The sequence below is a fragment of the Croceicoccus sp. genome (genome assembly GCF_983967925.1).
The window spans coordinates 1-24786 of record NZ_CFETID010000008.1 but is presented as its reverse complement, the minus strand read 5'-3'; the positions used below and the strand labels follow the sequence as shown (position 1 = coordinate 24786).

Sequence of the window (24786 nt, the reverse complement as noted above, 5' to 3'; positions counted from 1 at the left end):
CGCAGATTCGCACCGACAGCGTTATTGCTGGTCATTGCGCTCTTCGTCTCGGCAGAGGCGCGGGCGCAAACGGCGATTCGCGCCAGTTGCCATGCCGACGGCGGCATTCCGGCGGAACAGCTTGTTTCCGCGGCACAATTGCCCGCCATTCCATGGAAATGCGGCTCTCTGGATTATGGATCGGGGGCCACGCGCGGCTGGCTGCATTTTTCGCAGGAGGATCTGCGGGCCGCGGACAACCCCAGCCATTTCGTCACCAGCATCGCGCGGTTCGAACGGGTCACGCTGATCGCCCTTTCCGGCAAGCGGGTCAGCTATCGGCGCAGCTATGCGATGGACGACATCCGCCTGTTCGTGAACGGCGCGAATTTCGCCATACCGCTGCCCGACCTTGGCGACACGACATCGGTGCTGGTGGAGTTCGAGCGCGCGGGCAGCAGCGCGCTGATGGCCGAGGGCGCGGTGCAGCGGGCGACGGGCGACAAGGGCACGCTGGGCTGGGCACCGCGCACCATCATCGTGCTGGCGATGCTGATCGGCCTGCTGTTCGCGCCGCTGATCTACAATTACGCGTTCTATCTTGTGCTGCGCGAGCGGTTCATCCTGTGGCACATGGCGATGGTGCTGGGCATGAACGCCTATCTGCTGGTGTCGAGCGGGATCATCCACCGGTTCATGAACCTTGGCATCGGGGCGCTGGCGTTCCTCAACCATATGACCTTTCTGTGCATGGTCGCGGCGGGCGCGGCGTTCTGCGCCAATTTCATCGAACCGCATGCGATGAGCCGGCGGATGCGCGACCTGCTGGTCGGAACGGGGGTCGCCACGCTGATCTTCGGCACATGGGCCAGCCTGCCGATCGAGGCGACGCGCGGCCTTGGCAACAAGCTTTACCTGCTGGGCTTCGTGCCCATGATCGCGATGTTCCTGGCCGCCATGTGGCACGCGGCCCGGCGGCGCAGCCGGGCGGTGTGGTTCCAGATCTATGGCTGGGCGCCGATCATCGCCGTCGGGATAGAGCGGATCGTGCGCAGCTTTGGCCTGTATGCGGTGCCGTCATGGGGCGATCAGCTGATCTATCTGACGCTGGGGTTCGAGATCGTGCTGGCGGCGCTGGGCGTGGTGGACCGGTTCGAGGTGCTGCGCCGCGACCGCGACAAGGCGGAGGCGCGGATCGATTCGCTGGCCTCGCTGGTGGACCGCGACGCGCTGACCGGCATGTTCAATCGCCGCGCGCTGGAGGCGCGCTATCCGGACCTGCGAGCCGAGGGCTATACCGCGCTGGCGGTGATCGACCTCGACCATTTCAAGAAGGTCAACGACCGCTATGGCCATGCGATGGGCGACCGCGTGTTGCAGGAAACCGCCGCCGCGTTGTCGAGCGATCCCGACACGATCAGTTTCCGCATGGGCGGCGAGGAATTCCTTATGCTGATGCGCGGCCCCGACATCGTCGAGCGGGCCGAGCGGATGCGGCGGGCGATCTCCATCCGCATCGTGAACGAGATCGACGGGATCGAGGCGCCGATCACCGCCTCGCTGGGGCTGGTCGATACGACACCGGGCGTGGCGACGACCTTGCGCCGCGTCTATGCCCATGCCGACCGGCTGCTCTATGAAGCCAAGAACAGCGGCCGCAACCGCATGCTGAGCGAGCGCATCCAGCTGTTCGACGCGCCCGTCCGGCGGCGCAAGAGCGACCGGCGTGCGGGGGAGCGGCGGGCCGCAGGGGCTGAGGGTTAGCGCCCTAGGTGTCGGCGGGCCGATCATAGCTGTGGTAAAGCAGCGGCTTGTGACCTTACCATGCGACAGGACCGATTGCTGAGCGGCGGGGCGCGTTATATTACGGTGTTGCGGGCCGGATCCTCGTGCCTTGCTTTACCAGGATATCCGAAATGGTGCCGATGCTCGCGCATCCTGTCGTTCGCGTTCTTGTCGCGGCGTTGATCGTCGGGGGCGGCATGTTTGCCCCCATTCCCTTTCCGTTCAAGGTTCCCATCCTTGCAGCGCTGGCGCTGATCGTGGTCTGGCTGGAGACGGGCGGGCTGGCCGCTGCCGGTCTGCGCAGGCCGGCGCGCTGGTCCGCGACATTCGCATGGGCGCTGCTGGGCGCGGTGCTGATCGTGGTCGGCATCGGTGAGATCGTCCTGCCGCTGATCGAAAAGGCGGCGGGGATCGAGCCGGATTATTCGGGCTATGGTGCGCTGAAAGGCAATCTGAAGGCAGTGCTGACGATGATCGCCTTTGCGATGGTCAGCGCGGCGATTGCCGAGGAAATCGTCTTTCGCGGCTATCTGCTTCACGTGCTGACATCTCTGCTGGGCGAAGGGCGCGGGGCCAAGGCCATATCGGTGATCGTATCGGCTGCGGTGTTCGCGGTTCCCCATTACGAACAGGGGCCGATCGGCATGGTGACGGTCTTTCTGACCGGCCTGATCCTTGGCTGGCTGTTCTTCCAGACGCGGCGCAATCTCTTCGCACTGATCATCGCGCATGGGCTGGTCGATATCTGGGGGCTGGGGTCGCTCTACTTCGGGGTATAGTCCGGGGCGTCTAGTCCGGCGGCTCTAGTCCGGCCCGGAGGGCCGCGCCACGAAGGGCGCGGCCACCTCCGCCGGGATGCGAAGCAGGCGGCGGGTTTCGCGGTCGATCATGCCCCAGTTGGACCGGACCGAGACGATGGGCCTGCCAACCGGCTCGCCGCCTTCCTCGCGGAAGAAGTCGACGAGGCGTTCGAAGCGGGCGCCTTTCGGGCCCTGTTCGATGCGGGTTTCGGCGATGACGCTCTCCCCTTCGGCGATGTTGCCGCGGTAGTCGATCTCGTGCCGCAGCGCGACCCACAGATAGGCATCGACATGTTCGCGGGGCGCGACCGCTTCCCAGTGCGCGCCCGCGATCTCCTGCACCCAGGTCAGCCAGATCGCATTGTTCACATGGCCCATGAAGTCGATGTGTTCGGGGCCTGCGGTGAATGTCATGCGCCAAGTCGAGCCAGGGGCGCTCATTCGTCCGCCATGCCCATCTGCCACAGGATGAAGGCGAATTCCTCAGCCGTTTCCTTGAGCGAATCGAACCGGCCCGACTTGCCGCCGTGGCCCGCGCCCATGTTGACCTTGAGCAGCAGCTCGTTGTCGTCGGTCTTCAACTCGCGCAGTTTGGCGACCCATTTGGCGGGTTCCCAATAGGTGACGCGCGGATCGTTGAGGCCGGCGGTCACCAGCAGCGGCGGATAGGGCTGCGCGCGGACCTGGTCGTAGGGGCTGTAGCTCTGGATGAGGGCGAAGGCGGCGGCATCCTCGATCGGGTTGCCCCATTCCGGCCATTCGCCGGGGGTGAGCGGCAGCGAGGCGTCGAGCATGGTGGACAGCACATCCACGAACGGCACATGCGCCACGATTGCGCCCCACAGGTCGGGATCGGAATTGAGGATCGCGCCCATCAGCTCTCCCCCCGCCGATCCGCCCGAGGCGGTGACGCGGCCCTTGGACGTATAGCCGCGCTCGATCAGGCCCCTGGCGACATCGACGAAATCGTTGAACGCATTGGTGCGCTTGTCGAGCTTGCCGTCGAGATACCATTGGCGCCCCAGATCGTCGCCGCCGCGAATATGCGCGATGGCATAGATGAAGCCGCGGTCCACCAGCGACAGCCGCGCGGTCGAGAAATAGGGCGGCATGGCGATGCCGTAGGCGCCATAGCCGTAAAGATGCAGCGGCGCGCTTCCGTCCATCGGCGTGTCGGCGCGCATCATCAGCGAGACGGGCACTTCGGTCCCGTCGCGCGCGGTGATCACGACGCGCTCGGTGCGATATTGCGCGGCATCGTATCCCGAGGGGATTTCCTGCACCTTGAGCACGGTGAGTTCGCCGCTCGCCACGTCGTAATCATAGACGGTCGAGGGCGTGACCATCGAGTTGTAGCCGATGCGCAGCACATCCATGTCCCATTCGGGATTATTGCCCATGGCGGCGACATAGCTTTCCTCGGGGAAATCGACCGGGGTGATCTTCGCGGGGTCGGCGTAATCGCGGATCTCGATCTGGTCGAGGCCCGCGCGGCGGCCTTCGACCACGTAGAACTTCTCGAACAGTTCGAAGCCGGTGATGTAGAATTCGTCCGACCCGGCGATCAGCGTGGTCCACTCGTCGGGGCTTGCCAGCGGCGCGCTGGCGAGGCGGAAATTGACGTGGTCGTCGTTGGTCAGGACGACGATCGTGTCGCCCCTGACGTCGACTTCGTATTCGACGCCCTTTTGCCGCGCCCTGATCAGCAGCTGATCGGCGGTGGGGTCGGCGGCGGGGACGATGCGGACCTCGCTCGTCTCGTGGTCAGAGGTGGCGATCAGCAGCCATTGTTCGTTGGCCGACAGCGATGCGCCGCAGCGGAAGCCCTCGTCGTCCTCGTGGAAGATCTCGACGTCCTGATCGATGGGCGTGCCCAGCGTGTGGAGGCGGACATTGTCGGTGCGCCATTGCTCGTTCGCCAGCGAATAGGCGATCTTGCTGTCGTTCGCGGTCCAGATCAGGCTGCCCAAAGTGCCGGGAATCGTGTCGGGCAGCAGTTCACCACTGGCGAGGTCCTTGATCCGCGCCTCGAACCGTTCGGAGCCGTCGGTGTCGGCGGAATAGGCCAGCTTCGTGCCATCGGCGGAGACCGAGAAGCTGCCGAGGTTGAAGTAATCCTTGCCCTCGGCCAGCGCGACCTCGTCCAGCAGCAATTGCTTGCCCTCGGTCCCGTCGCGGCCTCCGGCGGCGGGCTTGCGCCACCACTGCTTGTATTGCGCGCCCTTTTCATATTCGACCCAGTAGTACCAGTCGCCGTCCTTCTGCGGGACCGAGCTGTCGTCTTCCTTGATGCGGGCGCGCATCTCGGCGAACAGCTTTTCGGTCAGCCCCTCGTGCGGGGCCATGCGGCTTTCGAACCAGGCGTTTTCGGCCTTGAGGTGGTTCAGGACCTCCTCGTCCTCCACCTTGGGATAGCCGGGGTCGCGCAGCCATGCATAGGGATCCTCGACCGTGATGCCGTGATGGGTGAAGCTGTGCGGCTTCTTGGGGGCCAGGGGAACACGGGGCGGGGCAACATTATTGGCGGTCTCGGTCACGGGGCGGCCTGCTTTCTGTGATATTCTGGTGATCCGCAGGGGCGCCATGCGTCTGCGGGTGGAACTCGTCGCGGCATGAAACTATGTTCGGTGCATGAAAGCCGCAAGGCAGACCCCCTATCGTTTCAGGAATTTCCCATGTTGATGCAGACCCACGAAGCCCGACTCGCCGCCCTTCGCGACGAGTTGAAGCGCCGCGAACTCGACGGTTTCGTCGTACCTTTGTGCGACGAGCATATGAGCGAATATGTCGGTGCCTATGCGCAAAGGCTGGAATGGCTGACCGGTTTCGGCGGGTCGGCGGGGTCGGCCATCGTGCTGACGTCGAAGGAAGGCGGGAACGGGGCGGCGATCTTCACCGACGGCCGCTATACGCTGCAGGTGCGCGAACAGGTGGACGGGAAGCTGTGGGACTATGTCGGCGTGCCCGCGACCTCGCCCGCCGACTGGCTGGCCAGGAACGTGAAGGCGGGGCAGCGCATCGGTTTCGACCCGTGGCTGCACGCGCATGGGCAGGCGCAGCAATTGAAGAAGGCGGTGGAGAAGAAGGGCGCCACGCTGGTCGCGGTGGCCGACAATCCCATCGACGCGGTGTGGCAGGACCGGCCCGAACCCTCCGCCGCCGCCGCCGTGCCGCATCCCGACGATCTGGCGGGCAAGGCCAGCAGCGCCAAGCGCGAGGATGTCGCCGCGTGGCTGGAGGAGAACGACGCCGATGCGGTGGTGATCACCGCGCTCGATTCGATCGCGTGGCTGTTCAACCTGCGCGGCAAGGACGTGGACCGCACGCCGGTCGCATTGTCATTCGCGGTGGTGAAGCGCGACGGCAGCGCCGAACTGTTCATCGCGCCCGAGAAGGTGGACGGCGAACTCGTGGCGCATCTGGGCAACCATGTCGCATTGCGCCCGCGCATGGATTTCGAAGGCGCGCTGGCGGACTATGCGGGCAAGACCGTCGCGGTCGATCCGGTGCGCGGGGTTGAGGCGATTTTCGCCGCGCTGAACGCGGCGGGCGCCAAGGTCGTGAAGGCGACCGATCCGGTCGTGCTGCCCAAGGCGGTCAAGAACGAGGCGGAGAAGGCCGGCCATCGCAGCGCGCAGAGCCGCGACGGGGCGGCGGTGTCGCGTTTCCTGCACTGGCTGTCGAACGATGCGCCGCAGGGCAAGGTCAGCGAATTGTCCGCCGCCGCAAAGCTGCGGAGCTTTCGCGAGGAAACGGGCCAGCTGCGCGATTTGTCGTTCGACACGATCTCCGGCTCTGGTCCCAATGGTGCCAGCCCGCATTACCGGGTGAGCGAGCAGAGCAATCGCACCCTTGAGCCCAACAGCGTGTATCTGGTCGATTCGGGCGGTCAATATCCCGATGGCACCACCGACATCACCCGCACGATCTGGGTCGGCCCCGACGCGCCGCCGCAAGAGGTGAAGGAACGTTTCACCCGCGTGCTGAAGGGCCATATCGCGCTGGACCGTGCGGTGTTTCCCGAGGGCACGACCGGCCACCAGCTGGACGTGCTGGCGCGGCAATATCTGTGGGAAGTGGGCCTCGACTATGCGCATGGCACCGGTCACGGTGTGGGCAGCTATCTCGCGGTGCACGAGGGGCCGCAGAACATCTCGACCCGCGCGGTCGATCAGGCGCTGATCGCGGGCATGATCTGTTCGAACGAGCCGGCCTATTACAAGGCGGGCGAATACGGCATCCGGATCGAGAATCTGGTGCTGGTCGAGCAGCGCGCCATCGAGGGCGCGGAGAACGCCATGCTGGGGTTCGAGACGCTGACCTTCGTGCCGATCGACCGGACGCTGATCGATGTCTCGCTGCTCACCGATGTCGAGATCGCGTGGATGGACGCCTATCACGCGAAGGTGCGCGAGATCGTCGCGCCGCAGCTGTCGGGTGAGGATCTGGTATGGCTGCAGGCGCAGACGGCGCCGCTGGGCTGAGGCGGATTTCGGGGAAATGAACGGATGCGCCCGGCTGATACCATTTGCGACAAAATGGCCGGGCGCGGGGATAATGCTGCGACACGGGGGGTGTAGAACGATCCTCAGAAGTCGCGGAGTGGAACCGCCACCGGGTTTGTCCCTGATGTCCCCCTCCCCCAAGCCTGATGGTCTCTATTTCCGCGGCTTCACCCATTTCGAAAGCGCCGGTTCGGCCGGCGCGAAGACGAGAGAGGCAAGTCCCATGAAAAAGACCATTCTGGCTGCCGGTGCAGCCCTGATCGCGGTCAGCGGCGCGGCCCTTGCGGCCCAGCCTGCCGGTTACGACCGCAATGCCGACATGACGATGGCCGACGCCAAGGCCCGCGCGGATTCGATGTTCGAGCGGATGGATGTCAACGGCGACGGGAAGATCGACACCGCCGACCGCGAAGAGCGGACGCAGGAACGTTTCGCCATGCTCGACACCAATAACGACGGTTCGCTGAGCCCCGAGGAATTCGCGGCACGCGGCGACCGCATGGCGCGCGGCGACGGCGAACGGGGCCATCGCGGCCATGACAAGCGTGGTGGCGGTATGATGAAGATGGCCGATGCCAATGGCGACGGCGCGATCACCAAGGCCGAGTTCGACGCGATGCATACGCAGCATTTCACCATGATGGACGCCGATAACGATGGCACCGTCACTGCCGCGGAACGCAAGGCCGCGCGTGACAAGATGCGCAGCATGCGGGGTGCGGGTGGTGCTGGCTAAGGCCTGCAGGACCGACCTTAAGACGGGGCGTGGAAGCTGATGGCTTCCGCGCCCCCTTCTGCTGGTTCACTGCCCGACCGCGTCCTGCTGGTCGATGACGAGAAGGCGCTGCGCGAACCGCTGGCCGCCTATCTGGGCAAGCAGGGTTTCACCGTGCGCGAGGCGGAGAGCGCCGCGCAGGCGCGGTCCATGCTGCAGGACGAACCTGCCGATCTGGTGCTGCTCGACATCATGATGCCGGGCGAGGACGGGCTGTCTTTGTGCCGCCATCTGGTCGAGACGCGCAGCCTGCCGGTCATATTGCTGACCGCGCGGGGCGAGGCGACCGACCGGATCGTCGGGCTGGAAATCGGCGCGGACGATTACGTGGTCAAGCCGTTCGAGCCGCGCGAGCTGGTTGCGCGCATCCGTTCCGTGCTGCGCCGCGCCAGCCGCATGGAAGCCGCGCCGGCGACCGAGCGCGACTATATGTTCGAAGGCTGGCGGCTGGATCCGCTGAAGCGGCGGCTGACTGATCCCGAAGGCGCGCTTGTCGCCATTTCCTCGGCCGAATTCCGGCTGCTGAAGGCCTTTCTCGACCATCCGCGGCAGGTGCTGGACCGCGACCGGCTGCTCGACATGGTGCAGGGGCGCGAGGCGCATCTGTTCGACCGCAGCATCGACAATGCGATCAGCCGCCTGCGCCGCAAGGTCGAGGTCGACCGCGCCGATCCGCAGCTGATCCTGACGGTGCGCGGCGGCGGCTATATGCTGGCCAGCGACGTGACGCGCCACGATTCCGTTACATGAGGCGCATGCTGCGCAGCATTGGCCTTCGGCGGGTGCTGCCGACCAGCCTTCAGGGGCAGGTGCTGCTGGCCATTGCGGCGGCGCTGCTGGTGGCGCAGGCCATCGGCGCGGTGCTGGTCTGGCGCGCGCAGATGGAGCGCGCCGAGGCGGAAACCGCGCATGCGCTGGCGTTCCGGATCGTCGCGGGGCGAGTGGTGTCGGCGGATGACGAGCGCCGGTTCGCCCGGCTGCTGCGGCGCGATAGATTCGAGCGGAACCCCGGCGAGCGTCCCGACATGCGCCCGCGCCACATGGGACCGCGGCGTGGCATGGGTCCGATGCGGCTGGAACGCGTCGACGCGCTCGACCGGTACGAGGGCGACCGGCCCGACAGCGACATGACAAGGCGGCTGCGAGAGATCCTGCGCGAACAGGGCATGGCGGCACAGCAGCTGGCCGTGTTTTCGCGTAGGCTGGAGGATGACGAGCGCGCTTCGGGCTTTGCGGAGCGGCGGCTGGATAGCGAAACGCGCCCCTCGCGGGTCATCGTCGCCGCTGTGCGCACGGCCCCCGGCGAAGGCCTGATCCTTGCGCGTGTATTCGAACCGCCACGGCTGCGCGCCTTGGGCTGGCCGCTGATCGCGCAGACCTTGCTGATCTATCTGGTGCTGGTGGGCGTGGTCGCGCTGGTGCTGCGCCGCATCACCGGGCCGATGCGCGCGCTGACGCAGCGCGTGGAGGCGTTTGCCGCCAATCCCGCGCTGCCAGCCGACGGGCAGGTGGTGCCGCAAGGCCCGCTCGACACGCGGCGGCTGATCGCGGCGCACAACCGGATGGAAGCGCGGATCGGCGCTTTGCTGGACGAAAAGGACGTGATGCTGGGCGCGATCGGGCACGATCTGAAGACGCCGCTGGCGGCGCTGCGCGTGCGGATCGAATGCGTCGACGACGATGCCGAGCGCGAGGCGCTGTCCGCCACCATTGCCGACATCACCGCGACGCTGGACGACATCCTCTCGCTTGCCCGCGTGGGCCGTCCGTCCGATCCGCTGGAAGTGACCGAACTTTCCGCCCTCGTCGCCAGCGTGGTCGAGGAATATGAGGACATGGGCGAGAACGTCGAACTGGGCGAGACGAGCCGCATCGTGCTGCCGCTGCGCGCCACGTGGCTGCGGCGGGCGCTGCGCAATCTGGTCGGCAATGCGCTGCGCTATGCGGGCGGGTGCGAGGTGTGCGTGGAGCGCCGCGGCAACCGGGCCATCGTGCGGGTCGAGGACGAGGGACCGGGCATTCCCGACGCGGACATCGCCTTCATGCTGGAGCCATTTCGCAGGGGCGACCCGTCACGCAACCGCGGCACGGGTGGCGCGGGGCTGGGCCTGACGCTCGCCCGCGCGATCGCGGAGCAGCACGGCGGCACACTGAGCATCACGAACAGGGCTGACGGGAAGAGCGGGATCGTGGCGGAACTGGCGTTGCCTGTTTGATTGGGCCCTCAAACGCCGGGCGCGGCCCATCCGGGCCGCTTGGCTTCGCGCCAATAAGGCGCGGCGGCCGTTCGGCCTTGCGGGAGTCGCTTCGCGCCCCGTTTCCAGCGCTGAACTGCTACGGCCCTGCGGGAAGCGACACCGGCAAGCGCGAACGCGCGCCCGAGCTTATGCGAGGGAATCGAAGCGAAGCTTAGATGGCCGATGGTCGAACCAAGGCGGGCGGATGCCCGCCGCCCGGCGTCTGAGGGCCGCAAAAACTAACTAACGCATCAACCCGCCGATCAGATTGCGCACGAAGCGCCCCGCGACCGCGCCGCCGAGGCTGGTGGCGATGGTCCCGGCCGCTGCGGTGGCGGCACTGCGGGTGGCGCTGGCGCTGCTCTTGCGGCCGCGGACCTTGGCGGCGATCACGACGGCGGCGCTGCTGGCGGCGGCGCCTGCCGCGGCCTTGCCCGCGCGTTCCCACAGGCTGGTGGTCTTGCGCGGACGCGCGGCCACTTTTTCGCGGCCTTTTTCCTCGACTTCCTCTGCCGTGGCAGCGGCGTCGGCGGCCTTGGCGAGCAGCACTTCCTCGGCGCTTTCGCGGTCGACCGCCGTGTCGTACTTGCCCTCGACCGGGCTGACCGACTGGATGATCGCGCGTTCCTTCGCGGTGATCGGGCCGAGGCGTGAGCGCGGCGGCTTGACCAAAGTGCGCTGGACGATGGAAGGCGCGCCGTCCTCCATCAGCGTGGACACCAGCGCCTCGCCGGTCTTCAGCTCGGTGATGGCCTGCGCCACGTCGAGGTCGGGATTGATGCGAAACGTCTCCGCCGCCGCCTTGATCGCGCGCTGGTCGCGCGGAGTGAAGGCGCGCAGGGCATGCTGCACGCGGTTGCCCAGCTGGCCCGCGATTTCCTCGGGGATGTCGATCGGGTTCTGGGTGACGAAATAGACGCCCACGCCCTTGGAGCGGATCAGGCGCACGACCTGCTCGATCTTGTCCTCCAGCGCCTTGGGGGCATCCTCGAACAGCAGATGCGCCTCGTCGAAGAAGAAGACGAGCTTGGGCTTGTCCGGATCGCCGACTTCGGGCAGCGTCTCGAACAGTTCCGACAGCAGCCACAGCAGGAAGGTGGCGTAAAGCTTGGGGCTGCGCATCAGCCGGTCGGCGGCGAGCACATTGACGGTACCGCGGCCCTGTTCGTCCACGGTGAGGAAATCGTCGATCTCAAGCGCGGGTTCGCCGAAGAACATGTCGCCGCCCTGCGTGCGCAGCGACAGCAGGTTGCGCTGGATCGCGCCGACGCTGGCCTTGGTGACATTGCCGTATTTCGTCGACAGTTCGGACGCATTCTCGGCGCAATGGACCAGCATCGCCTGCAGATCGTCTAGGTCGAGCAGCAGCAGCCCCTGTTCGTCGGCATAATGGAACGCGATATTGAGCACGCCCTCCTGCGTTTCGTTCAGGTCGAGCAGCCGCGCCAGCAGCAGCGGGCCCATTTCGGAAATGGTGGTGCGGATCGGGTGCCCCTGCTCGCCGAACAGGTCCCAGAATACCGCCGGATTGTCGGAATAGGCATAATCGTCCATGCCCAGTTCCTTCGCGCGGCCTTCCAGCGAAGCGGCGTGTTTGAAGGTTGCGGAGCCCGGCATGGCGATGCCCGACAGATCGCCCTTCACGTCGGCGACGAACACCGGCACGCCGCGCGCCGAAAAGCTCTCGGCCAAACCTTGCAACGTCACCGTCTTGCCGGTCCCGGTCGCGCCCGCGATCAGCCCGTGGCGATTGGCACGCTTCAGGTTCAGCCATTGTTTTTCGCCATTGGCGCCGAGGCCGATGAAGATGCTGTCCGAACTGTCCGCCATGTCGTGCCCCGCCTGTTCCGATCCGGCCCCTGCCGGTACGCCATGATGCTTGCCGCGACTGGCGGCATGCGGTCAAGCGGGCAGCTTCCCCGCAACCGCGCCTATTGGAAAAGGTGCAGGGGCGATTAACTTATGCCATGCAAAGGGATGCGGGCCTCGACCACAAGAACCGCGCCCGCCATCTGGAGGATTGCTTGAACCCCGTGCCCGAACCGAAACCGCCTTCGCGCGGCAAGCGCCGCCGCCTGCTGTCCGCGCTGCTGGTGCTCAGCGCGGTGGCGCTGGGCATCTTGTTTTCGGTGCTGCTGGTGTGGTCCACCATTTCGAAGGAGCGGACCGAGCGGCTGCAGACCGCGCGCTATGCCGAGGTCGTGTCGGCGCTGCGCGACATCAACCGGGCCGCGCTGAATGCGGAGACGGGGCAGCGCGGCTATTTCATCACGCTCGACCGGCGGTACCGCGCGTCCTACGAATTCGGGCGCGACCTGTATCCGCGCGCGATAGAGCGGCTCAAGACCCTGTCGCGCAGCAGCGAGGATGCGCGGATCGAGCGGCTGGTCGCCGAGGTCGAGGACGCAGGCGATGCCAAGATCGAGGAACTGGCGCAGACGGTCGAGCTGATCGAGGCGGGCGAGATCGTTGCCGCGCAGCAGCGTATCCTGAGCAATGAGGGGCGGCTCTACATGGAGCGGCTGAACGATGCGCTGACGCGCCTGGAAGCGGTGGAGCGCGGCCTCCAGTCCAATGCATCGCAGCAGGCGTTCCGCTCCGAACGCCAAGTGCTGCCCTTGCTGGTGGTGACGCTGGTATTGATGGCGGCGGGGCTGGGTTTCGGCATCGTGCTGGCGATGCGGGCGTCGCGGGCCGAGGCGCTGGCGGGACGCGCGCAGGAACTGGAGGAAGCGCGCGACCGGGCGGACCTGCTGGCGCGCGAGTTGAACCACCGCGTGAAGAACCTGTTCGCGGTGATCCTGGCCATCGTGCGCATGAGCGGGCGGGGACAGCCCGAGGCCGCGCCCGTGGTCGACAATATCGCGGCGCGCATCCACGCCTTGCTGGAGGCGCATAATGTGACGCAGGGCCCCGACGGCGGCGCGGGCGAGGGCGAGGCGCGCATGGCGGTGCTGGTCGACAAGGTGCTGGCCCCCTATCGTAGCGAGGGCAACAAGGCCGAGATCGGCGGCGACGAGGTGTCGCTGACCGCCAAGCAGGCGACCCCCGTGGGGCTGGTGCTGCACGAGCTGGCGACCAATGCGGTCAAATACGGTGCCTGGTCCGGCGAGCGGGATTCCGCCGACAAGGGTCATATCACCATCGACTGGAAACGGTCGGAGGGCGGCATCGTGCTGTGCTGGACCGAAACCGGCGCTTCCATCGCGGTGCCCGACGGGCGCGAGGGTTTCGGATCAATGCTGATGCGCAGCGCCGCGCGGCAGCTGGACGGCGAGATCGAGCGCCGCTTCGAACCGGGCCGCATGGTGGTCGAGATGCATATCCCCGAGCGGGACTGAAGCGCGACCGAAGCGCCGCTGGCCCAACTTTCGGCCGATGTTGCATTGCAGCATGACTGGGGCTAGCTTGGGGCCATGAACCTCGATCAATTGCGTAGCTGGATCCGGGATCAGGTCGGCAGCAATGGCGCGACCGAATGGATCATTGCCCTTGGCGGTGCGGCGCTGGCCGTGCTGGTGGCGCTGGTGGTGCACCGCGTGGTGTTTCACGTTCTCCTGCGCTTTGCCAATGCCAGCGATCTTGAGGCGGACAACATCGTCCTGCGCCGGATCGCGCGGCCCACGCGCTATGCGCTGGTCGCGCTGGCGCTGGTGCTGGTTGCGCGCGAATTGCCCGCGCTTGAGCATATCTGGGAGCGGCTGGCGGGCTTCGTGATGCCCGCGCTGATCGGCTGGATCGCGATCACCCTGTTCCATGCGCTGATCAAGACGATGATCCTGCGCGCCGATGTCTCGGTCGAGGATAATCTGAGCGCGCGGCGCAAGCGGACGCGGCTGGTGATCTTCTCGCGCATCGGCACATTCATCATCGTGTTCATCGTGATCGCGATGATGCTGCTGTCGATCCCCGGCGTGCGCGACATCGGGATCACGCTGATGGCTTCGGCGGGGCTTGCGGGTCTTGCGGTGGGCGCTGCGGCGCAGCCTGCGCTGAAATCGCTGATCGGCGGTTTCCAGCTGGCGCTGACCGAGCCGATCAGCATCGGCGATGCCGTCATCATCGGCGGCGAATGGGGCTGGATCGAGGAAATCCGCATGACCTATGTGGTCGTGAAGGTGTGGGACGAGCGGCGGCTGGTCGTGCCGACGTCCAAGTTCCTTGATGAGATCTTCCAGAACTGGACCAAGAAGACGGCCCAGTTGATGGGTACGGTGATGCTCTATGTCGATCCGCATACCAAGCTGGACCCGATCCGCGCCAAGTTCATGGAGATTGTCGAGAGCAACCGCCGCTGGGACAAGCGGGTGAAGCACATGCAGGTGACCGAGCTGACCCGCGATGCGATCGAGGTGCGCTTTCTGATGACGGCCAAGGATTCGCCCACATTGTTCGACCTGCGCTGCGACGTGCGCGAGGCGCTGATCCAGTGGCTGGCCGAGGAAATGCCCGAGGCGATCGTGCGCCAGCGCATCGCGTCGCCCGAACCGCTGCGGGTGGAAAGCAGCGGGGCCGAGGTCGGCAGTCCCGGCGGTCAGGCGATGGGCTAAGGCGTCAGGGGAAAGGGCGGCAGGATAGTCCCCGCCGCCCGTTCAGGTCAGCCTTCGTCTTCGTGCTTGCTGTCGCGTTTGGGCGTCAGCATGCCCGGCGCGATGAAGCCGATGGGATTGGTCTCCGCCGCGCGCCGCTTCAGCTCGCCGCGCATGTCTGCATATTCCTTTTCCATCTTGGCGGTGACGGTCGCGCGCGAATCCTCCAGCGCATCGGCGAAATCGGCCGCGCTGACGGCGGTCACGTTCGAGCCCTGACGCCGGATGGCGTTGAGGCCCGCGCGGCGCACCACGTCTTCCAGATCCGCGCCGGTGAAACGCTCGGTCTTGCCGGCGATGTCGGCCAGCTCCACGTCGCTGCCCAGCGGCATCTTCGAGGTGTGGATCTTGAGGATGTGCAGGCGGCCCGGCTCGTCCGGTGCGCCGACATAGACCAGCTCGTCAAAGCGGCCGGGGCGCAGCAGCGCGGGATCGACCAGAGTGGGGCGATTGGTCGCGCCGATCACCACGGTCGATTGCAGCTCCTCCAGCCCGTCCATTTCGGCGAGGATGGTGTTGACGACGCGCGCCGTCACCTGCGGTTCGCCCCCGCCGCTGCCGCGCGCGGGGACAAGGCTGTCGATCTCGTCGATGAAGATCACACAGGGCGCGACCTGACGTGCGCGGGCGAACAGCTTTGAGATCTGCTGCTCGCTCTCGCCATACCATTTGGACAGCAGGTCGGACGATTTCATCGAGATGAAATTCGCTTCCGCCTCCTTGGCGACGGCCTTGGCCAGCAGCGTCTTGCCGGTGCCGGGCGGGCCATAGAGGAGGAAGCCCTTGGCCGGACGAATGCCCAGACGCTTGAACGCCTCGGGGTTCTTCAATGGCAGCTCGACGCCTTCGCGCAGCATCTCGACCGCCTCGTCCAGACCGCCGAGGTCGGACCAGCCGACGGTGGGGGCCTGCACCATGACTTCGCGCATGGCGGAAGGCTGAATGCCCTTGAGCGCATCGGTGAAGTCGCGGCGGGTGACCGACAGATCGTCGAGAACTTCGGGCGGGATGGTGCGCGCGTCGAGGTCGAGCCGGGGCATCAGCTTGCGCACCGCCTCGATCGCGGCCTCTCGGCACAAGGCGGCGAGGTCGGCCCCGACGAAGCCATGCGTGGTGCGCGACAGTTCCTTGAGGTCGACGTCCTCGTCCAGCGGCATGCCGCGGGTGTGGATCGCCAGGATTTCGCGGCGGCCATTCTCGTCCGGCACGCCGACGATGATCTCGCGGTCGAAGCGGCCGGGACGGCGCAGCGCCTCGTCAATCGCGTCGGGGCGGTTGGTGGCGGCGATCACGACAAGGTTGGAGCGCGCGTGCAGCCCGTCCATCAGCGTGAGCAGCTGCGCGACGAGGCGCTTCTCCGCCTCGCCCTGCACGTTCTGGCGCTTGGGCGCGATCGAATCGATCTCGTCGATGAAGACGATCGCGGGAGAGGCCTTTTCGGCTTCCTCGAACACCTCGCGCAGGCGCTTTTCCGATTCGCCATAGGCGCTGCCCATGATCTCGGGTCCGTTGATCAGGAAGAAATTGGCATCCGATTCGTTCGCCACCGCCTGCGCCAGCCGCGTCTTGCCGGTGCCCGGCGGGCCATGCAGCAGCACGCCCTTGGGCGGATCGACGCCGAGGCGGGTGAAGAGTTCGGGATAGCGCAGCGGCAGTTCGACCATCTCGCGCAATTGCTTGATGGTTTCTTCCATGCCGCCGACATCGTCGTAATTGACCGAGGCGCGCGCATCGCGCGGTTCCTCGAACTCGGCCTTCAGCTCGACCTCGGTATTCTCGTCGATATGGACAAAGCCCTTGGGGCTGGTCGACACAACCGAGAGGCGGATCTGGGTAAGCGCGAAGGCGGGCGCGTTGAACATGCGCGCCACCTCGGGCGGCATGTCCTGCACGCGCTGCTGGCCGCGAGTCGCGACGAGGTCGCCCTGTGTCAGCGGGCGGCCGAAGAAATTGCGCTTCAAGGCCTGCGGCGGGCCTTGAAGCCGCATCTCGCGCTGGGCGGGGGCGAAGACGACGCGTGTGGCGGGGCGCGTCTCGGCCTTGCGGACGATGACATGCTCGCCCGATCCCACCTCGGCATTGCCGCGTTCGAGGCCGTCGAGCCGGATGACATCCAGCCCCTCGTCCTCGGCATAGGGCAGCAGCGCGCGGGCGGGCGTGGTGCGCTTGCCCTCGATCTCGATGATGTCGCCTTCGGTAATGCCCAGCTTGCCCATCGCTTCGCGCGGGATGCGGGCGATGCCGTGGCCCGATTCCTCCTGACGGGCCGCCGCCACCTGCAATTTCACTTCGCGCGCATTCAGCGCCGTATCCGCATCCGCCATCGAGGATTCCTCAGTTCAGCCGTTCGCTTGTCATGTCGCCCGGAGCGCGGGGCGTCCGGAAAGGCCGACATGGGGACTGGCCGGGCGAGTTGCAAAGGGTTCGCGCGCGAAAGAATGGTCAGCGTCCGTGCCGGCCGGACGCGGCGGCGGGCAGGGGGCGCGGAACAAAAAAAAGGCCCGACCGTTGCCGGCCGGGCCTGAAAGTTTTGGGAGAGGATGCCTATAAGGCCCCTCCGATGTAGGTCAGGGCCGACTCTTGCGCAAATGCGAAAAGGGCGAATGCAGTTGCATTCCATGCAACCGAGGCGCTGAGCCGCAGTTTCGCGCCGGTTCGGCGTCCTGACATAGATGTAAATTGGCGCTATTTCGAATGGCATCGGCACGGTCATGGTGCAGTGCAGCATCATCCGTCCATCGGACGACCGCAGCCGGACAGCGATTCGCCGTCGAGCACGATTCGGGCGGTGAACGGATAGACCCGATCGCTCATCCCGTCGGAGCATTGCCCGACGGTCAGCTCGATGCTGAAATCCTTGCCGTCCATCGTGCCGCTCAGGCGCCGCATGGCGGGCTGCACGCGCTCGTCCTCTATGGTCACTTCGGTGCCTTCGATGTTTTCGGGCGTCGAATAGCGCAGGCCCGCCGCCGTGCCGGGGCCGCCGGTGGTGACGGCCCAGAACGGCTCGGTCCCCAGTGCGCGGAAATTGGCGGGGATCTGCGATTCGATGTCGCCGGGCGCGCTGGCCTGTTCGGCGGGCGGCGCGGTCGATGGCGTCGCAGAGGCGGTCTGCGCGGGCTCGGCGGCCGCGGCCTCCTCTTCGGAGGTCTGGCTGGCGGGCTGACCGCATCCGGCAAGCACGGCCAGCGGCAGCAGCGCCGCGAATATGGCGGGCGCGGCGGGACGTTCGGGGGCTTTCGCAATCATGGCCATTGTTCTAGCAGCGCGGCCTGACACAGGCGAGGGCGAAGCGCGGCGCGCGGCCGCCATGCCGCCCTCCGCGAGAGAGGTGACGAATGGCGAATGTCTGGCGCATGCCGCCCGAGTGGGCGAAGCAGGATTGGCTGTGGATCGGCTTTCCGCACGATCCGGTCGAGTGGCCCGAAGCATTGCCGCGCGCGCAGGAGCAGATCGCCGCTTTTGCCAATGCCGTCGCCGAAAGCGGGCAGGAGGTGCGCCTGCTGGTCCGCGACGCCGCGAACGAGGCGCGGGCGCGGCAATTGACCAGTGCCGCCGTCACGCTGGAGCGGCGCACCTATGGCGATGTCTGGCTGCGCGATACCGGGCCGTTGGTGGTCTGCGACGGCGCGGGTGGACGGCGCGCGATGCGGTTCGGCTTCAACGGATGGGGCGGCAAGTTCGAGATGGAGGGCGACCAGACCATCGGCGCCGAGATCGCGCGCGATGCGGGCCTGTCGGTCGAGACGTCGGACTGGATCCTTGAGGGCGGGGCAATCGACAATGACGGCGCGGGCACCGTCGTCACGACCGAACAATGCCTTTTGAACCCCAATCGCAATCCTGCGCTGTCGCGGGGCGAAATCGAGGAGCGGCTGAAACGCGACCTGGGCTTTTCGCGGGTGGTCTGGCTGGGCGAGGGACTGCTGAACGATCACACCGATGGGCATATCGACAATCTGGCGCGCTTTGTCGGGCCGGGGCGGATCGCCATTCCGCGCGCTTCGATGGCGGACGATCCCAATCGCGCGATCTATGACGATGCGCGGGCGCGCGCCGAAGACGCCGGGCTGGAGGTGTGCGAGATGCCGTCGCCCGGCCTGATCAGCGCGGGCGATTTCGCCGAGCCAGCGAGTTACATGAATTTTACCGTCACGACCCATCTTGTCGCGGTTCCCGTATTCGGCAGCGTGCGTGACGAGGAAGCGATCGCGGTGCTCGGCTCGCTGTTTCCGGGGCGGCAGGTGGTGGGGCTGCCCGCCGATGCGGTGCTGGCGGGCGGCGGGGGCTTTCACTGCGCCAGCCAGCAGATGCCCGCGGCGGAACCGGCCTAGTCGATCTGCGGCGCGTTCAGCCAGGGGTTGCGCTGTGTCATCAGGTTCAGCCACGCCTTGGGCTTGCGCATCAGGTCCTTGGGAAAGCTGACCGTCAGGCCGACGATCTCGGCGATCGCGCCGACGAAATGGATGCAATTGCGCGTTTCGAGGTCATAACCCTTGCCCGGCAGGTCGCGCCACGCATCGACTTCGCGGCGGATGCGCCAATAGGTTTCGTCGGGCACGGTCACGCTGAAATGGCGATTGGTCGAGGTGATGTATTTCTCTTTCTCGATGCTGATGTCGTGTTCGACCGGGCCGGACAGGATCGCGGGGCTGACCCGTTTGGCGGTGAAGCCGTAATTTTCGTGGATCCGCTGACCCGTCGCGTCGAGCGTGCCGTCGAGCACCACAAAGGTATGCGGATAGCGGCCGAACAGCACCGATCCGTTGAAGCTCTGGAAATGGACCGTCACCGCCGCCCACGCGGGCAGCGCGGCCAGTGCCGCGACCGCCGCGAGCATCAGGGCCGCCAGACGGGCCCCGATGCGCGCGAGGGGATGCGCCCTATTCGTCGTCCGGCGTTTCATTCGCGGCGGGATGGACCTTGGCGAGGGCCTCTGCGATCTGCTGGCGGGCATAGGGTTTCAGGATCACGGGAATATCCGCGAACTGCTGCGGGATCGTATCGTCCCCGCCATAGCCCGATGCGAAGACGAAGGGGATCTTCTCTTCGCTCAGCCGCGTGGCGGTGGGGACCGAATTCTCCTTGCCGAGATTGAAGTCGAGCATCGCAAGCTGGATCTCGCCCGTATCGATCGCGGCGGCGGCACCGGCGTTTGAGGCCGTCACCGTAACCTCGCGTGCGCCCAGTTCGCGCAGCTTGTCCTCGGCGTCGAGCGCGATCAGAGCGCTGTCCTCAAGCAGCAAGACATGGCGGCCCTCGATCACTTTGAGATTCTCCATTCCGCGGGGCTTGCTTTCGATCTTGGCGCTGCCGCCTTCCACTATGCCCGCGATATAGCGGGCGGGCAGGCTGAAACGGGCGTGCAGTCCGGCGGTGCGATATTCGATATTCGCTTCTCCGCCCAGTTCGTGCGGGATCGAATCGTGGATGATCGTGGTGCCGAAACCGCGGCGCTTGGGCGGCATGACCGCGGGGCCGCCGCTTTCATCCCACTCGATCTTGAGATCGCCCGCATCGTCCAGCGCCCAGCGCACATGCACCGATCCGCTGTCGCTGAGCGCGCCATATTTGGCGGCATTGGTCACCAGCTCGTGGAACACCAGCGCCATGACGGTGAAGGCGGTGGGCGCGACGGTGACATCGGGCCCTTCGACGATCAGGCGATCGGCCGCTTCGCTGAGATAGGCCGACGCCTCGGTCGAAAGCAGCTCCTTCAGCGGGCCGGGACCCCATTGTTCCGCGGTCAGCTGGTCATGCGCGCGCGCCAGCGACTGCACCCGGCTGTCGAGCGTGCCGACGAATTCCTTGACGCTGACCGCCTCGCGGTTGGTCTGGCCGATCAGCGCGCGGATCAGCGCGAGGATGTTGCGCACGCGGTGATTGAGTTCGGCGATCAGCAGTTTCTGCTGTTCGCCCGAGCGGCGACGTTCCTCGCTCGCCGCTTCGGTCAGGCGCAGCACGACTTCCAGCAGGCTGGTGCGAAGCGCCTCGGCCACGCGGACTTCAGGGCCTTCGAAGCGCTTGGCTTCGCCCCGCACCAGATTGGACCATTCCTCGAAGCTCTTGCGCGGGGTCAGCCGCGCGCCGTTCGGGCCATATTCGACATGCTTGGCCTGATTGCCCGCCCAGCGGACCGAGCGCAGCTGTTCGGCGCGGAACAGCACGACATAGTCGCCGGGGCGCCGTGAGATCGGGATTGCCAGCAGCCCCGCCGCGCGATGCGCGTAATCGCCCGCGCCGGGCAGCATGGCATCGATGTTCTGCGTGCTGAAGACCTGCGTCACCTCACGCCTTTTCAGTTCCTGCACAATGCGCAGAAATTCGTCGTTCGATGGGGTAAGGCCCGACAGCGAGGCGCCGCCGTCGATGCTGACCCCGACGCCGTCCGCCGGAATCGCCTCGAGCACGAGGTCGCCCATCCATTCCGCGTCGTTCAGCCGCGCCGCGTCCTGCGCGGCGGCGGCCATCAGCCGGTCGGAAATCTTGCGGGCGCGTTCCTCGTATTCCGACGCCTCCTTGCGCAGCGCATTGCCGAGCAGGAGCGAGAACATCTGGCCGAACAGTTCGGCGGCGCTGCGTTCGGCAAAGCTGGGCAGGCGGGGCGAGTAATGGTGGCAGGCGAACAGGCCCCAGAACTCGCCGTCGACGACGATCGAGACGGACAGCGACGCGCGCACGCCCATGTTGCGCAGATATTCGATATGGATCGGCGAGACGGCGCGGAACAGCGACATCGACAGGTCGAGCGGTTCGGACGCGCCGACCGGTTCGATGGGCTTTGGCATGTCGTCGATATCCGCGATGATGCGGAAGAAATTGCGCACGTAAAGCGCGCGGGCCTGCTGAGGAATGTCGGTCGCGGGGAAATGCAGACCGTGAAAGCTGTCGATGCCGGGTTCCAGCGCTTCGGCGACGACTTCTCCGCTGCCGTCGGGGTCGAAGCGATAGACCATCACCCGGTCGAACCCCGTCAGCATGCGCAATTGCCGCGCGCCTTCGCGCAGGATCGAGCCGACCTGTTCGGTCGCGCCCAGCCGCGCGACCATGCCGCGCACCATCGAAGACACCTCGATCTCGTCGCCCTTGGCCGGTTCGCATTCGAGGATGATCGTGCGCCCCGTTCTGTGGACGGCCACATCGAACAGGCTGTTGTCGTTCAGCAGATGGACCGAGAACATCCGCTCCACCGAATCCTCGCCCCGTAAATTGGCTATGCGGTCGCGAAGCAGCCGGACGGCGCTGGTCTTGAGGATTTCCGTGGCCGGCATGCCGATCAGCCCGCGCGGCGACGATCCGAGATAGGCCTCGGTATTGGCGGCGCGCTCGATCATCCACTCTGCGCTCAGCGCCAGCAGGAAGCCGAACGGCTGTATCGCGCCGGGGATATGGATCGGCTCGCGGTCGCAATTGGTGAGGTCGACGGTGTCGGTGAGAGTAGCTGCGCCCGTCCCACGGTCATGCAAATTCAATTAAGGTCCTCCGCCACAGCAATTGCAGCACGTCTGAAGAACTGGAACGTTTCGATGGCCGCATCGCATGCCTCTTCCAGCCATATATCATCTTTTTCCAAGGCCGCAGCATCGAATGCCGCGCAGAAATCCTGCCAGTCCGCGCTCATGCTGTCGGCGGGCGAAAGATAGCTGGACGCCAGGCTTTCGGGCACGATGCGCGCCAGCATCCGCCCGCCCAGCTTGGACCCTTCCAGCACATATTGCGCGCCCCATACGCCCGCATCGCCCAGATCGCTGGCGATCATCGGCGGCGGCAGCCACGCACCCATCGCGGCAAGGTCGTCGGCCAGCAGCGGCAGGCGCGGCGTGAAACCGGTCCAGCCGCGGCCCGTGACCGCCAGTTCCAGACCGGGCAGCGCGACCGCATGGGCGGTGAGGAAGGCGCGGTAATGGGCAGGGATGGCCAGATCGTAACTGGCGAAGGCATCCTCGGTCGCCTGATGCTGCCCGCCGGTGCGTTCGCGCAGCATCATGCGCGCCGTTTGCCGCCCTCTGTCGCCATCGGCGGGCGCGTCTTCACGGCTGCCCCGCTCTTTCGGGGAGGGGCCGTGCGTCAGTGGGCCATCGGGCCCCGCGCTACGCTGATGATCGACAGAGAGCATGGGTCGGGCCTGCCTGCGATCAGGCCGAGAGAAGCTTGGATTCGATCCGCGACAGCGGTTCGCCGCCGACGGTCTTGGCTTCTTCGGCGATCAGCACGTCCTGCAGGGCTTTGTGATAATGGCGGCGCATCTCGCCCAGCGACTTGGGATCGGCAACGATCGCCAGCCGTTCGAACATGCCGTCGAGTGCGGCCCGGTTCAGCCATTCGGCGACGGCGGCGGCATGGGCCAGCTCGTCCAGATCGGTGCGGCCGTGGCGCTGGCCGACCTCGTCCTGATGGCGCACGCCCGCACTGTAGTTCTGGCCGTCGAGTTCGGGGCTGGCAACCTCGCCCAGCGAGGGCTCGTCGGGCGATCCGTTGTTGATCATCAGCACGAAGCGCTCTCCGTCTACGATAGCCAGATGGGCCTTGTGGGGGAGTCGCATCGATTATTCTCCGGGAAAAAAATTAGACCTAGGGACATGCAACGAGCGATGCGACGAATTGTGCCCGAGAGGTCTTTCGCGGCTTAACTTAATTTATGATTTTCAAAAGAAAAGGGGCGCCCCGTGGCGGGGCGCCCCTTCGCTGGTCCGGTCGGACGGAGGGTTGGCTTAGAAGCCGCCCATTCCGCCCATGCCGCCCATTCCGCCCATGTCGGGCATTGCAGGGGCAGCCTTGTCTTCCGGGAACTCGCTGATCGCCGCTTCGGTGGTGATCAGCAGGCCGGCGACCGAAGCCGCGTCCTGCAGCGCCGTGCGAACGACCTTGGTCGGGTCGATCACGCCGGCGGATACGAGGTTCTCGTAAACGTCGGTCGCGGCGTTGAAGCCCTGCGTTTCGTCGTTTTCACGCAGCAGATTGCCCGAGACGACCGCACCGTCGAAGCCGGCATTGGTCGCGATCTGGCGCACCGGGGCCATGATGGCCTGACGGATGATGTCCACGCCGCGGGTCTGGTCGTCGTTGTCGCCCTTGAGCCCTTCGAGAGCCTTGGTGGCGTACAGCAGCGCCGTGCCGCCGCCGGGGACGATGCCTTCTTCGACGGCTGCGCGGGTTGCGTGCAGCGCGTCGTCAACGCGGTCCTTGCGTTCCTTCACTTCGACTTCCGAAGCGCCGCCGACCTTGATGACCGCAACACCGCCGGCCAGCTTGGCCAGACGTTCCTGCAGCTTTTCACGGTCGTAGTCCGAGGTGGTGGACTCGATCTGCGCACGGATCTGCTCGACGCGGGCCTTGATGCCCTCGGCATCGCCGGCGCCGTCGACGATCGTGGTGTTGTCCTTGTCGATGCTGACCTTCTTGGCCTGGCCCAGCATGTTCAGGGTCACGTTCTCGAGCTTGATGCCCAGGTCTTCGCTGATCATCTCGCCATTGGTGAGGATCGAGATGTCCTGCAGCATCGCCTTGCGGCGATCGCCGAAGCCGGGAGCCTTGACGGCCGCGATCTTCAGGCCGCCGCGCAGCTTGTTGACGACGAGCGTGGCGAGCGCCTCACCCTCGATGTCCTCGGCGATGATGAGGAGCGGACGACCCGACTGCACCACGGCTTCGAGGATCGGCAGCATCGACTGCAGGTTCGACAGCTTCTTCTCGTGGATCAGGATATAGGGATCGTCGAGTTCGACGGTCATCTTTTCCGGATTGGTCACGAAATAGGGCGACAGATAGCCGCGGTCGAACTGCATGCCCTCGACGACGTCGAGCTCGAATTCGAGACCCTTGGCCTCTTCGACCGTGATCACGCCTTCCTTGCCGACCTTTTCCATGGCTTCGGCGATCTTCTCGCCGACTTCCTTGTCGCCATTGGCCGAGATCACGCCGACCTGCGCGATTTCCGAAGTGCCCGACACGTCCTTGGAACGGTTCTTCAGGTTCTCGACCACCTTGGCGACGGCGAGGTCGATGCCGCGCTTCAGATCCATCGGGTTCATGCCCGCGGCGACCGACTTCATGCCTTCGCGCACGATGGCCTGGGCCAGCACGGTGGCGGTGGTGGTGCCGTCACCGGCGGCGTCG

The 24786-nt window shown here is 66.1% G+C and carries 19 protein-coding genes; 9 read left to right on the top strand and 10 right to left on the bottom strand.

The features are described from left to right. The first annotated feature begins 24 nt into the window (after window positions 1-24). Both AC4FIJ_RS06465 and AC4FIJ_RS06460 read left to right on the top strand, forming a co-directional pair. Window positions 25-1743 (top strand): sensor domain-containing diguanylate cyclase, encoded by a 1719-nt coding sequence (locus AC4FIJ_RS06465; protein WP_490335895.1) that lies wholly within the window; start codon window positions 25-27, stop codon window positions 1741-1743. A 152-nt stretch (window positions 1744-1895) separates the two neighbouring features. Further along, on the top strand, window positions 1896-2543 hold the full coding sequence (locus tag AC4FIJ_RS06460; protein ID WP_490335894.1) for a CPBP family intramembrane glutamic endopeptidase: 648 nt from the start codon (window positions 1896-1898) through the stop codon (window positions 2541-2543). A gap of 24 nt (window positions 2544-2567) precedes the next feature. Here the strand turns inward: AC4FIJ_RS06460 and AC4FIJ_RS06455 are convergent, their stop codons facing one another. Beyond that, the gene (locus AC4FIJ_RS06455; RefSeq protein WP_490335893.1) at window positions 2568-2978 is read right to left on the bottom strand and encodes an acyl-CoA thioesterase; all 411 of its coding nucleotides are present in this window, start codon (window positions 2976-2978) and stop codon (window positions 2568-2570) included. 23 nt (window positions 2979-3001) lie between these two features. Beyond that, window positions 3002-5149, bottom strand: coding sequence for a S9 family peptidase (locus tag AC4FIJ_RS06450; RefSeq protein ID WP_490335892.1), 2148 nt, complete (start codon window positions 5147-5149; stop codon window positions 3002-3004). Between the two features lie 96 nt (window positions 5150-5245). Between AC4FIJ_RS06450 and AC4FIJ_RS06445 the strand changes: the two genes are divergently transcribed. The 4 genes from AC4FIJ_RS06445 to AC4FIJ_RS06430 all read left to right on the top strand — a co-directional run bounded on the left by AC4FIJ_RS06445 (window position 5246) and on the right by AC4FIJ_RS06430 (window position 10060). Next, on the top strand, window positions 5246-7048 hold the full coding sequence (locus tag AC4FIJ_RS06445; protein WP_490335967.1) for an aminopeptidase P family protein: 1803 nt from the start codon (window positions 5246-5248) through the stop codon (window positions 7046-7048). A 244-nt stretch (window positions 7049-7292) separates the two neighbouring features. Then, window positions 7293-7805, top strand: a complete 513-nt coding sequence (locus AC4FIJ_RS06440) for an EF-hand domain-containing protein (protein WP_490335891.1) — start codon at window positions 7293-7295, stop codon at window positions 7803-7805. A 39-nt stretch (window positions 7806-7844) separates the two neighbouring features. Next, window positions 7845-8594 (top strand): response regulator, encoded by a 750-nt coding sequence (locus AC4FIJ_RS06435; protein ID WP_490335890.1) that lies wholly within the window; start codon window positions 7845-7847, stop codon window positions 8592-8594. After that, on the top strand, window positions 8591-10060 hold the full coding sequence (locus tag AC4FIJ_RS06430; protein WP_490335889.1) for an ATP-binding protein: 1470 nt from the start codon (window positions 8591-8593) through the stop codon (window positions 10058-10060). The genes AC4FIJ_RS06435 and AC4FIJ_RS06430 overlap by 4 nt, the downstream gene beginning before the upstream one ends. 264 nt (window positions 10061-10324) lie before the next feature. On the opposite strand, the gene AC4FIJ_RS06425 is transcribed toward AC4FIJ_RS06430, so the two are convergent. Then, a complete protein-coding gene (locus AC4FIJ_RS06425) occupies window positions 10325-11911 on the bottom strand; it encodes a helicase HerA-like domain-containing protein (protein WP_490335888.1) in 1587 nt (528 codons plus the stop codon). Between the two features lie 137 nt (window positions 11912-12048). On the opposite strand from AC4FIJ_RS06425, the gene AC4FIJ_RS06420 reads away from it, so the two are divergent. Then, window positions 12049-13422 carry a sensor histidine kinase gene (locus tag AC4FIJ_RS06420; RefSeq protein WP_490335887.1) on the top strand — a complete coding sequence of 458 codons (1374 nt, stop codon included), beginning with the start codon at window positions 12049-12051 and terminating at the stop codon, window positions 13420-13422. A gap of 90 nt (window positions 13423-13512) precedes the next feature. Further along, window positions 13513-14631: a mechanosensitive ion channel family protein gene (locus AC4FIJ_RS06415; protein ID WP_490335886.1), complete on the top strand. Its 1119-nt coding sequence runs from the start codon at window positions 13513-13515 to the stop codon at window positions 14629-14631. Between the two features lie 47 nt (window positions 14632-14678). Here AC4FIJ_RS06415 and AC4FIJ_RS06410 read toward each other — a convergent pair whose 3' ends face one another. Next, window positions 14679-16994, bottom strand: a complete 2316-nt coding sequence (locus AC4FIJ_RS06410) for a CDC48 family AAA ATPase (protein ID WP_490335885.1) — start codon at window positions 16992-16994, stop codon at window positions 14679-14681. Between the two features lie 403 nt (window positions 16995-17397). Next, the gene (locus AC4FIJ_RS06405) at window positions 17398-17919 is read right to left on the bottom strand and encodes a COG3650 family protein (protein WP_490335884.1); all 522 of its coding nucleotides are present in this window, start codon (window positions 17917-17919) and stop codon (window positions 17398-17400) included. Between the two features lie 89 nt (window positions 17920-18008). Here AC4FIJ_RS06405 and AC4FIJ_RS06400 point away from each other — a divergent pair, with 89 nt between their 5' ends. Next, window positions 18009-19004: an agmatine deiminase family protein gene (locus AC4FIJ_RS06400; RefSeq protein ID WP_490335883.1), complete on the top strand. Its 996-nt coding sequence runs from the start codon at window positions 18009-18011 to the stop codon at window positions 19002-19004. On the opposite strand, the gene AC4FIJ_RS06395 is transcribed toward AC4FIJ_RS06400, so the two are convergent. The 5 genes from AC4FIJ_RS06395 to groL form a co-directional block, all read right to left on the bottom strand. Further along, window positions 19001-19510, bottom strand: a complete 510-nt coding sequence (locus AC4FIJ_RS06395; protein ID WP_490335882.1) for a hypothetical protein — start codon at window positions 19508-19510, stop codon at window positions 19001-19003. The genes AC4FIJ_RS06400 and AC4FIJ_RS06395 overlap by 4 nt on opposite strands. Window positions 19511-19553: 43 nt before the next feature. Further along, complete coding sequence (locus tag AC4FIJ_RS06390; RefSeq protein WP_490335881.1) at window positions 19554-22142, bottom strand: HWE histidine kinase domain-containing protein; 2589 nt, start codon at window positions 22140-22142, stop codon at window positions 19554-19556. After that, window positions 22139-22786: a biliverdin-producing heme oxygenase gene (locus tag AC4FIJ_RS06385; RefSeq protein WP_490335880.1), complete on the bottom strand. Its 648-nt coding sequence runs from the start codon at window positions 22784-22786 to the stop codon at window positions 22139-22141. Before AC4FIJ_RS06385 ends, AC4FIJ_RS06390 begins: the two co-directional genes overlap by 4 nt. Window positions 22787-22805: 19 nt before the next feature. Next, window positions 22806-23213, bottom strand: a complete 408-nt coding sequence (locus AC4FIJ_RS06380) for a baeRF12 domain-containing protein (RefSeq protein ID WP_490335879.1) — start codon at window positions 23211-23213, stop codon at window positions 22806-22808. 168 nt (window positions 23214-23381) lie between these two features. Then, window positions 23382-24786, bottom strand: a 1405-nt coding sequence (groL, locus tag AC4FIJ_RS06375; RefSeq protein WP_490335878.1) for a chaperonin GroEL, incomplete at its 5' end; no start/stop codon positions are given.